Source organism: Streptomyces sp. NPDC006296 (assembly GCF_040613235.1).
In the GTDB taxonomy this organism is placed as follows: domain Bacteria; phylum Actinomycetota; class Actinomycetes; order Streptomycetales; family Streptomycetaceae; genus Streptomyces.
Genome location: NZ_JBEXRT010000076.1, coordinates 1 through 9,279, shown reverse-complemented (window position 1 = coordinate 9,279; position 9,279 = coordinate 1). Strand labels below are relative to the sequence as shown.

The window sequence follows — 9,279 nt, the reverse complement described above, 5'->3', positions numbered from 1 at the left end:
CGGCGGACGGCATCCTCTTCGGTTGCCGTCCGCCGTCGCGCCGCCTGTCGTCCGCCCTCTGCGGTCCGCGAACCGCCGGACCGGACCCGGCACGGGGTCCACGGTCCCGTCCGGCCGCGCGCGCCGTGCGTCAGCCGTGCTCGCGCACCTCGGCGGGCGTCGGTGCCGTGCCGCCCAGGTGCGCCGGCACCCACCAGGTGTCGGACGCGTCCTTGGGACGCACCGGGTAGGCCCGCTGCGCGGCTTCGAGGAGCTCCTGCACCCGCTCGCGCAGCCGGCGGGTGATCGCTCCCGCGTACTGGTCGGCGGGAGCCTCCATCGCCTCGCCCACGCGGATCGTGATCGGGGTGTGGCTGCGCCGGAAGTTGCGCGGACGCCCCTTGGTCCACAGCCGCTGGGTGCCCCACAGCGCCATCGGGACCAGCGGGACGCCGGCCTCCTGGGCGAGTCGCGCCGCGCCCGACTTGAAGCTCTTCAGGGTGAAGGACTGCGAGATGGTCGCCTCGGGGAACACCCCGACGATCTCCCCCGCGCGCAGGGACGCGAGCGCGTGCGCGTAGGCGTCCTCGCCCTGGTTGCGGTCGACGGGGATGTGCTTCATGCCGCGCATCAGCGGTCCGGACACCTTGTGCCGGAACACGGAGTCCTTGGCCATGAAGCGGACGAGCCGCTTCTGGGGCAGGGCGCCGAGTCCGGTGAAGATGAAGTCCAGATAGCTGATGTGGTTGCTGACCAGAACCGCGCCACCGGTCTTCGGGATGTGCTCCGAACCCTGGGTGTCGATCTTCAGGTCGAGCGCCTTGAACAGCGTGCGAGCGGCGCCGATGACCGGCCGATAGACGAGTTCTGCCATCTGGATGAAGACCCTTCTTCAATGCCTGGGGAGGGTTCTCCCGGCGGAAGTTACGCAGCCGTAGGTTTTCGGCATTGGGGCGATCGTGCCCCATGTGCGACGCCGTGGCCAGCCCCTAAGCGTCCGGGGCGAGAGATTCTCGTCACGTGAATCCGCCGGGAATGCGCTGCGGCCGCGGGGTGCTGACCCCAGGGGCGGAGCTCCGGGGAGAGAGGGCGTCATGGACGGACGGACGACGGGTGACACGCTGGATGCGGCCCGGCTCGGTGCGGCACTGGGGGAGCGGGCCACGCTGGTGCAGTTCTCCAGCGCGTTCTGCCAGCCCTGCCGTGCCACCAGGCGCACGCTCACGGCGGTGGCGGGGATGGTCGAGGGCGTCGCCCACATCGAGATCGACGCCGAGGCGCATCTCGCCCTGGTGCGCGACCTCGGCATCAGCCGGACCCCCACGGTCCTGGTCCTCGACGCCGCGGGGCGCGTCGTGCGCCGGGCGGCGGGTCCGCCGCGCACGGTGGACGTCGTCGCCGCACTGGGAGAGGCGATGTGACGGGCCGTGACGCATCTCCCACATGACGGGACGCACTTGACTGTGTACGCCACGCATCGTCACTCTGACGTTATGCCGCCAGAAATCCTTCTCTTCGGCCGGGTCCACCTCGACCTCGTGCGCCACGCGAGTGCGTGCTGTCCGGGTGTCTGAAGAAACCGCGGACCCCGTACGCCTCTCGCCGAAGGATTCATCGATGACGGCCTCACCCGACCTCCGTACCGTCCGGACGAGCGCGCCCGAACTCCTCCGCTCCGTCTTCCGGCAGCACGCCGCCGGTGTCGCGGTGATCACCGCGGCGGGCGCGCGCCCCGCCGGGTTCACCGCGACCTCCCTCAACTCCGTCGCCGCCGAGCCGCCGCTCGTCTCCTTCGGGGTGGGTACCTCCTCGTCGAGCTGGCCGGTGGTCGCGGAGGCGGAGCACGTGGGCGTGCACATACTCGGCGAGGACCAGCACGAGCTCGCCGCCACGTTCGCCCGCAGCGGCGCCGACCGCTTCGGCCCGTCCACCGACTGGCACAGCGGGCCCGAGGGGGTGCCCCTGCTCGGCGGGGTGGTGGCCTGGCTGGTCTGCCGGGTGGTGGCCCGGATCCCCGCCGGGGACCACCGGATCGTGATCGGCGAGGTCGTGGCCGGCGACCCCTCGCGGGGCGGCCGGCCGCTGGTCTACCACCAGGGCCGTTTCACCGCTCTGAGAGACTGAGGACGAGCAGGTCGGCGGCGGAACCGGGCCCGTTGGCTACGTCACAGTTCCCTGCGCCTGCTCAGGGGTAACGTATTGGGTGTACTGGTGAGTAATATTCGACCGGGAGCTCGGTCGTCCCGACCGGAAACCGCCCGATGAGGCGCCTATGCTGCGTGCAACAAGGCAGCCCAGAAATGACGATGCAGTAGGAGAGCCGGCGTGAGCTTGAGGATCGTTGTCTGTGTGAAGTACGTGCCCGACGCCACCGGCGACCGGCACTTCGCCGATGACCTGACCCTGGACCGTGACGACGTCGACGGTCTGCTGTCGGAGCTCGACGAGTACGCGGTCGAGCAGGCGCTGCAGATCGCCGACGAGGCGGACGACGCGGAGATCACCGTGCTCACGGTGGGCCCCGAGGACGCCAAGGACGCGCTGCGCAAGGCGCTGTCGATGGGCGCCGACAAGGCCGTCCACGTCGAGGACGACGACCTGCACGGCACCGACGTCATCGGCACCTCCCTGGTGCTGGCCAAGGCCGTCGAGAAGACCGGGTACGACCTGGTCATCTGCGGCATGGCGTCGACCGACGGCACCATGGGCGTGCTGCCGGCCCTCCTCGCGGAGCGTCTCGGCGTCCCGCAGGTCACGCTGCTCTCCGAGGTGTCCGTCGCCGACGGCACGGTCACGGGTCGCAGGGACGGCGACACCGCCTCCGAGCAGCTCGAAGCCGCGCTGCCGGCCGTCGTCTCGGTCACCGACCAGTCGGGCGAGGCCCGCTACCCGTCGTTCAAGGGCATCATGGCGGCGAAGAAGAAGCCGGTGGAGTCGCTGGACCTGGAGGACCTGGAGATCGAGGCGGACGAGGTCGGCCTGGGCGGCTCCTGGACCGCGGTCGACTCCGCGGCCGAGCGTCCCGCCCGTACCGCGGGCACGATCGTCAAGGACGAGGGTGAGGGCGGCAAGCAGCTGGCCGAGTTCCTCGCGGGCCAGAAGTTCATCTGAGCCCCGGCCGTCCCCTCCACCGCCCCGCACTCCCTCGCACGCAGGAGATTGAAGTCCCATGGCTGAAGTTCTCGTCTATGTCGACCACGTGGACGGTGCCGTCCGCAAGCCCACCCTGGAGCTGCTGACCCTCGCCCGCCGCATCGGCGAGCCGGTCGCCGTCGCGCTCGGCAACGGGGCCGCCGACACCGCCGCCGTGCTCGCCGAGCACGGTGCGGTCAAGGTGCTCACCGCCGACGCCCCGGAGTTCGCCGACTACCTGGTCGTACCGAAGGTCGACGCCCTCCAGGCCGCGTACGACGCGGTGTCCCCGGCCGCGGTGCTGCTGCCGTCCTCCGCCGAGGCCAAGGAGATCGCGGCCCGCCTCGCGCTCCGCACCGGTTCCGGCATCATCACCGACGCCGTGGACCTGGAGGCCGGTGACCAGGGCCCGGTCGCCACGCAGTCCGCGTTCGCCGCCTCGTACACCACCAAGTCCCGCGTCTCCAAGGGCACCCCGGTCATCACGGTCAAGCCGAACTCGGCCGCCGTGGAGGCCGCGCCCGCCGCCGGCGCCGTCGAGGCCCTCACGGTCTCCTTCTCGGCCGCCGCGACCGGCACCAAGGTCCTCTCGCGCACCCCGCGCGAGTCGACCGGGCGCCCCGAGCTGACCGAGGCCGCGATCGTCGTCTCCGGCGGCCGCGGTGTCAACGGCGCCGACAACTTCGGGATCATCGAAGCGCTCGCCGACTCGCTCGGCGCGGCCGTGGGCGCCTCGCGTGCCGCGGTCGACGCCGGCTGGTACCCGCACACCAACCAGGTCGGCCAGACCGGCAAGTCGGTCTCGCCGCAGCTCTACATCGCCAACGGCATCTCGGGCGCCATCCAGCACCGGGCCGGCATGCAGACCTCGAAGACCATCGTCGCGGTCAACAAGGACGCCGAGGCCCCGATCTTCGACCTCGTCGACTACGGCGTCGTCGGCGACCTCTTCGCCGTCGTCCCGCAGCTCACCGAGGAGGTCAAGACCCGCAAGGGCTGACCCGGCAGGAGCTCTGCCCGAACGCAGGCCCGGGGCCGCGCGGTGATCCCACCGCGCGGCCCCGGGCTGTTTCCGACCACCATTGACGCAGGGACCGGCAGGCTTATAACTTCACTATGCGGATGAAAGATTCCGGTAAGTGGAATTACTCGAAGCGTGGAGGGTGCAGACATGGGTCAGCAGGAGAAGGTGGCGACGAGCCTCGCCGACGCGGTCGGTGAGGAGATCAGCGCCTCCCTCGCACCGGTGGACGCCGAGCTCGCCCGCCGGTACCCGGGCGACCCCGGGACACGCCAGCCCGTCCACACCGTCTACGTGCCCGCCGACACCTTCACCGCCACCACCCTGCGCACCTGGGGCGACCAGGCACTCGCCGCGCTCGACGAGCACGCGCCCGACGCCGCCGCGCTCGCGGCGGTCCTCGGCATCCCCGAGGAGCTGGCGGAGCCCGTCCACGACCGGGTACGCGCCAAGCTGGAGCGTGAGCCGGTCGAGGACCTGCGCATCGACTTCGAGGACGGCTACGGACCCCGCCCCGACGCGGAGGAGGACGAGGCGGCCGCCCGCGCCGCGCGTCTGGTCGCCGAGGCGTACGCCGACGGGACCGCCGCCCCGTACACGGGCATCCGCATGAAGTGCATGGAGGCCGCCGTGCGCCGCCGGGGCATCCGCACCACCGACATCTTCCTCACCGGGCTGATGCGGGCCGGCGGCCTCCCCGACGGCCTCGTCCTCACACTGCCCAAGGTCACCTATCCCGAGCAGGTCACCGCCTTCGTGCGGCTGCTGGAGGCCTTCGAGGCGACCCACGGCCTGCCCGCCGGACGCCTCGGCTTCGAGATCCAGATCGAGACCAGCCAGTCCATCCTGGCGGCGGACGGCACCGCGGCCGTGGCCCGCATGATCGACGCGGCCCGGGGCCGCGCGACGGGCCTGCACTACGGGACCTTCGACTACAGCGCCTGCGTCGGGGTCAGCCCCGCCCACCAGGCCAGCGACCACCCCGCCGCCGACCACGCCAAGGCGGTCATGCAGGTCGCCGCCGCCGGCACCGGCGTGCGGATCAGCGACGGCTCCACCAACGTGCTCCCGGTCGGTCCCACCCCGCAGGTCCACGAGGCCTGGCGGCTGCACCACGGCCTCACCCGCCGCGCCCTGGCCCGCGCCTACTACCAGGGCTGGGACATGCACCCGGGGCACCTCCCCACCCGCTACGCCGCGGTCTACGGCTTCTACCGGGAGGGGCTCGGCCAGGCCGCGTCCCGGCTCGCCGCCTACGTGGCCAGGGCCGGCGGGGCCGTCATGGACGAGCCCGCCACCGCCAAGGCGCTCAGCGGCCACCTCCTGCGGGGCATCGACTGCGGCGCCCTGGACACCGCGGAGGTCGAGGCGCTGACCGGCCTGACCCGCGCGGACCTGGACGGTTTCGCCTCCCCCCGCCGCGCCGGGCTGACCGTGACGGCCCCGTAGGCACGGCCGGACGGGCGGTCGCGCGGGCGGTCAGGCGGGCGGGATCTCTCCCGAGCCGCGCGCGATCAGCCGGGTCGGGAGCTCCACCCTCGCGGGGGCGTGGGCGGCGCCGTCCAGACGGCGGAACAGGTGCTCCGCCGCGGTGCGGCCGACCGCCGCGGCGTCCTGGGAGATCACCGTGATGCCGAGCAGGTCGGCCAGCTCGATGTCGTCGAAGCCCACCAGGGCGACACCGCGGTCGTGCGCGGCGAGGACACGCACGGCGGTGACCGTCACGCGGTTGTTCCCCGCGAAGAGCGCCGTCACCGGCGCGGGGCCGGTCAGCATGCCCTCGACCGCGGCCCTGACCCGGGCGGGATCGGTCGGACCGAGGGAGACCCACGCGTCCTCGACCGCGATCCCCGCGTCGGTCAGGGCCGCGTGGTACCCGCGCAGACGCTCCGTGGCGGTGTGGATGCGCGGCTGGTCGCCGATGAAGCCGATCCTGCGGTGGCCGTGCGCGACCAGGTGGGCGACGCCCGCGCGCGCCCCTCCGTAGCTGTCCGAGAGGACCATGTCCGCGTCGACCCGGCCCGCCGGGCGGTCGACGAACACGGTGGCGATGCCCGCCTTCATCTCGGGCTCCAGATAGCGGTGGTCGTCCCCGGCCGGGATCACGATGAGGCCGTCCACCCGGCGGGCGCAGAGCGCCAGCACCAACTCCTGCTCACGCTCGGGGTCCTCGGCGCTGGAGCCGTTGATGAGCAGGGCGCCGTGGGCGCGGGCCACCTCCTCCACGGCCCGGCTCAGCGGCCCGTAGAAGGGGTCCGCGAGGTCCTCCAGGACGAGGCCGATGGACGCGGTGCGGCCCTTGCGCAGGACACGGGCGCTGTCGTTGCGGCGGAAGCCCAGCGCCTCGATGGCCTCCTGGACGCGGCGTTCGGTGTCGGGGGTGACGCCGGGCTCGCTGTTCACCACGCGGGAGACCGTCTTGAGTCCCACCCCGGCACGGGCCGCCACGTCCTTCATGGTCGGCCTGTTGCCGTAGCGGGACTCGGAAGGGCGGGCGGTCTCGGCCACGGTGCGCTGTCCTGTCGTCGGGAACGAGTCGTTCCGGGCCCGCACCGTCGGTGCCGGGGAGGGGCCGGAAGCTGTGGCGTCGAGCATAGGCCCTGGACAACGTTGTCAAGAGAATGGAGACTGGGCGGACCGTCCGATTGAAGTCGCAGGTCCCGCCCCTCACCCCTCCGGAGAGTCCACACCGATGCATACCGACCTCGTCGCCGCGCTCGACATCGGCGGTACCAAGATCGCCGGAGCGTTGGTGGACGGTGCCGGTTCCCTCCTCGTGCGGGCGCAGCGCCCGACCAGGGCAGGTGAGGGTGCCGAGGTCGTGATGGGGGCGGTGAGCGACGTTCTGGCGGAGCTGACCGGCTCGCCGCTGTGGCACCGGGTGCGTGCGGTCGGGATCGGCAGCGCGGGCCCCGTGGACGCCTCGGCCGGCACCGTCAGCCCGGTCAACGTCCCCGGCTGGCGCGCTTTCCCGCTGGTGGAGCGGGTGGCCGCGGCGACCGGCGGGCTGCCGGTGACGCTCGTCGGCGACGGGGTCGCGATGACGGCCGCCGAGCACTGGCTGGGCGCCGCGCGCGGCTACGACAACGCGCTGTGCCTGGTCGTCTCCACCGGCGTCGGCGGAGGTCTCGTCCTCGGAGGGAAACTGCACCCCGGTCCCTCGGGCAACGCCGGTCACATCGGCCACATCAGCGTCGACCTGGACGGCGACCCGTGCCCCTGCGGGGCGCGCGGCTGCGTGGAATGCATCGCCAGCGGGCCCAACATCGCCCGGCGCGCCCTGGAGAACGGCTGGCGACCCGGCCCGGACGGCGATGCCACGGCCGCCGCCGTGGCCGCCTCCGCGCGGGCCGGGGACCCGGTCGCCGCCGCGTCCTTCGAGCGGGCCGCACAGGCGCTCGCCGCCGGGATCGCCGCCACCGCGACCCTGGCCGACCTCGACATCGCCGTCATCGGCGGGGGAGTCGCCGGCGCGGGCGAGGTGCTGTTCGCGCCGCTCCGCACGTCGCTGCGTGACTACGCCACGCTCTCCTTCGTCCAGGGCCTCACCGTCACCTCCGCGGTGATGGGCACCGACGCGGGCCTGGTCGGGGCGGCCGCCGCGGCCTCCACGGCCCGTCCCGGTGCCCTGAACGGCGTGCGGGCGGTGGCCGCCCCGTAGAGCGGCGCCGCGGGTTCAGCGTGCCCCGTCCGCGGGCTGCCGGGGCACCACCACCAGGAACGCGTCCTGCTCCAGGTCCATCACGACCTCGGCGGCCATCCCCTCGCCGCGGCGGGCCGCCGCGAACTCCTCCGCGGGCCGGCTGCCGCGTGGCCCGCCGGCGGGAAAACGCTCAAGTACCGTGCGCTGCACCGCACATCCCCTCGTCGTTCCGGTGACTGACCGCTCCAACGACGCCCGGGGCCCGCCGTCACGCCGGCACACCCGACCGGACGCGTACGGTGGACCGCCCCGGCGGACGTGCCGGCGCAAGCGCACGACCCCCGCGTGTTTCCGGAGCGGGGTGTTGCGGGCAAGCCACAGGGGGCTACGGAAGAGGGGGAACCGTGATCGTCTGGATCAACGGTGCGTTCAGTGCGGGCAAGACCGCCGCCGCGTGCGAACTGATCGATCTGATCCCGGACAGCACCCTGTACGACCCCGGGCTGACCGGCGCGGGGCTGCGCCGGCTGCTGCCGCAGAAGAAGCTCGCCGAGGTGACCGACTTCCAGGACCTGCCGATATGGCGGCGCCTGGTGGTCGACACCGCCGCGGCGCTGCTGGCCGAACTCCCCGGGGTGCTGGTCGTCCCGATGACCCTGCTGCGGCAGGACTACCGCGACGAGATCTTCGGCGGGCTCGCCTCCCGGCGCATCCCGGTGCGCCATGTACTGCTCTCACCTGAGGAAACGATCCTGCGCGGGCGGATCGCCGCACGCGAGGACCACGCCGACGACCCCGAGCACGACCAGCGGATCCGGCAGTGGGCCTACGAGCACATCGAGCCCTACCGGGCGGCGCTCGGATGGCTGTCCCAGGACGCCCACACGATCGACACCAGCGGCCTCACCCCGTGCGAGACGGCCGAGCGGATCGCCGAGGCGGTGCGCACCGGTGAGGCCGGGGAGTGCGGCATCGTGCAGACCCCCGAACCACGGGCCGAGACCGTCGCGTCGGGGGTGCTGCTCTTCGACGAGCAGGACCGGGTGCTGCTGGTCGACCCCACCTACAAACCCGGCTGGGAGTTCCCCGGCGGTGTGGTGGAGTCCGGCGAGGCCCCGGCACAGGCGGGCGTGCGGGAGGTCGCCGAGGAGATCGGGCTCCACCTGGACACCGTGCCGAAGCTCCTGGTGGTCGACTGGGAGGCCCCGAAACCACCCGCGTACGGCGGGCTGCGCTTCCTGTACGACGGCGGCCGGCTGCACGGCGACGAGGCGGCGACGCTCCTGCTGCCCGGTGCGGAGCTGCGCGGCTGGCGGTTCGTCACCGAGGAGGAGGCGGCCGGGATGCTCCCGCCCACCCGCTTCGAGCGGCTGCGCTGGGCGCTGCGGGCCCGCGAGCGGTCCACCGTGCTGCACCTGGAGGCCGGGGTGCCGGTGGGCCCAGGTGCCCACTCGGCCCTGTACACCCGCCGGGACCGCGCGGAAACCTTGAGGTGGAGGAAGTG

At 73.0% G+C, this 9,279-nt stretch carries 9 protein-coding genes and 1 pseudogene; 7 read left to right on the top strand and 3 right to left on the bottom strand.

Translation table 11 applies throughout. The features are described 5' to 3' along the window. Nucleotides 1–130: 130 nt before the first annotated feature. Nucleotides 131–853, bottom strand: a complete 723-nt coding sequence (locus ABZ172_RS29800) for a lysophospholipid acyltransferase family protein (RefSeq protein WP_356888435.1) — start codon at nucleotides 851–853, stop codon at nucleotides 131–133. Between the two features lie 220 nt (nucleotides 854–1,073). Between ABZ172_RS29800 and ABZ172_RS29795 the strand changes: the two genes are divergently transcribed. The 5 genes from ABZ172_RS29795 (at nucleotide 1,074) to ABZ172_RS29775 (ending at nucleotide 5,581) form a co-directional block, all read left to right on the top strand. Continuing rightward, a complete protein-coding gene (locus ABZ172_RS29795; RefSeq protein ID WP_356888433.1) occupies nucleotides 1,074–1,400 on the top strand; it encodes a thioredoxin family protein in 327 nt (108 codons plus the stop codon). Nucleotides 1,401–1,596: 196 nt separating this feature from the next. Beyond that, nucleotides 1,597–2,103, top strand: a complete 507-nt coding sequence (locus tag ABZ172_RS29790; RefSeq protein WP_356888431.1) for a flavin reductase family protein — start codon at nucleotides 1,597–1,599, stop codon at nucleotides 2,101–2,103. A gap of 201 nt (nucleotides 2,104–2,304) precedes the next feature. Continuing rightward, complete coding sequence (locus ABZ172_RS29785) at nucleotides 2,305–3,090, top strand: electron transfer flavoprotein subunit beta/FixA family protein (RefSeq protein WP_356888429.1); 786 nt, start codon at nucleotides 2,305–2,307, stop codon at nucleotides 3,088–3,090. A 58-nt stretch (nucleotides 3,091–3,148) separates the two neighbouring features. Continuing rightward, the gene (locus ABZ172_RS29780; RefSeq protein WP_356888427.1) at nucleotides 3,149–4,111 is read left to right on the top strand and encodes an electron transfer flavoprotein subunit alpha/FixB family protein; all 963 of its coding nucleotides are present in this window, start codon (nucleotides 3,149–3,151) and stop codon (nucleotides 4,109–4,111) included. Between the two features lie 171 nt (nucleotides 4,112–4,282). Then, nucleotides 4,283–5,581 (top strand): aldolase, encoded by a 1,299-nt coding sequence (locus ABZ172_RS29775; protein ID WP_356888425.1) that lies wholly within the window; start codon nucleotides 4,283–4,285, stop codon nucleotides 5,579–5,581. A gap of 30 nt (nucleotides 5,582–5,611) precedes the next feature. Here ABZ172_RS29775 and ABZ172_RS29770 read toward each other — a convergent pair whose 3' ends face one another. Beyond that, on the bottom strand, nucleotides 5,612–6,640 hold the full coding sequence (locus tag ABZ172_RS29770; RefSeq protein WP_356888423.1) for a LacI family DNA-binding transcriptional regulator: 1,029 nt from the start codon (nucleotides 6,638–6,640) through the stop codon (nucleotides 5,612–5,614). A gap of 184 nt (nucleotides 6,641–6,824) precedes the next feature. On the opposite strand from ABZ172_RS29770, the gene ABZ172_RS29765 reads away from it, so the two are divergent. Further along, on the top strand, nucleotides 6,825–7,793 hold the full coding sequence (locus ABZ172_RS29765; protein WP_356888421.1) for an ROK family protein: 969 nt from the start codon (nucleotides 6,825–6,827) through the stop codon (nucleotides 7,791–7,793). A gap of 15 nt (nucleotides 7,794–7,808) precedes the next feature. Here ABZ172_RS29765 and ABZ172_RS29760 read toward each other — a convergent pair whose 3' ends face one another. Then, nucleotides 7,809–7,985 (bottom strand): hypothetical protein, encoded by a 177-nt coding sequence (locus tag ABZ172_RS29760; RefSeq protein ID WP_356888419.1) that lies wholly within the window; start codon nucleotides 7,983–7,985, stop codon nucleotides 7,809–7,811. Nucleotides 7,986–8,179: 194 nt separating this feature from the next. Between ABZ172_RS29760 and ABZ172_RS29755 the strand changes: the two are divergent. After that, nucleotides 8,180–9,214 (top strand): annotated as a pseudogene (locus ABZ172_RS29755) (NUDIX domain-containing protein); the annotation flags it as partial. Between the last annotated feature and the right edge of the window lie 65 nt (nucleotides 9,215–9,279).

Coding starts and splice junctions, on each gene's coding strand:
- ABZ172_RS29775 (WP_356888425.1), top strand. CDS start 4,283: ATGGGTCAGCAGGAGAAGGTGGCGACGAGCCTCGCCGACGCGGTCGGT.
- ABZ172_RS29795 (WP_356888433.1), top strand. CDS start 1,074: ATGGACGGACGGACGACGGGTGACACGCTGGATGCGGCCCGGCTCGGT.
- ABZ172_RS29780 (WP_356888427.1), top strand. CDS start 3,149: ATGGCTGAAGTTCTCGTCTATGTCGACCACGTGGACGGTGCCGTCCGC.
- ABZ172_RS29800 (WP_356888435.1), bottom strand. CDS start 853: ATGGCAGAACTCGTCTATCGGCCGGTCATCGGCGCCGCTCGCACGCTG.
- ABZ172_RS29765 (WP_356888421.1), top strand. CDS start 6,825: ATGCATACCGACCTCGTCGCCGCGCTCGACATCGGCGGTACCAAGATC.
- ABZ172_RS29790 (WP_356888431.1), top strand. CDS start 1,597: ATGACGGCCTCACCCGACCTCCGTACCGTCCGGACGAGCGCGCCCGAA.